The sequence below is a fragment of the Rhizobium sp. SVR5-9E genome, from assembly GCF_056755095.1.
Map to the genome: position 1 here is coordinate 1 of NZ_JBNDHS010000798.1, position 232 is coordinate 232.

The following is a 232-nucleotide window of genomic DNA, read 5'->3' on the forward strand; positions in this document are numbered from 1 at the left end:
CCGAGATCTACACTCGACTAGTCGTCGGCAGCGTCAGATGTGTATAAGAGACAGTTCTTTTCCTCCGGGTACTTAGATGTTTCAGTTCTCCGGGTTTGCTCCTCTTGCGAGGTGACTGGTCTTCAACCAGCCGGGTTGCCCCATTCGGACATCTCGGGATCAATTCGTGTGTGCCAATCCCCCGAGCTTTTCGCAGCTTACCACGTCCTTCTTCGCCTCTGAAAGCCTAGGC

At 53.9% G+C, this 232-nt stretch carries 1 rRNA gene; it reads right to left on the bottom strand.

Features of this window, described 5'->3' with window-relative positions:
• Positions 1-231: ribosomal RNA gene (locus ACPYOJ_RS37035) — 23S ribosomal RNA — on the bottom strand; the annotation flags it as partial.
• Position 232: the final 1 nt, after the last annotated feature.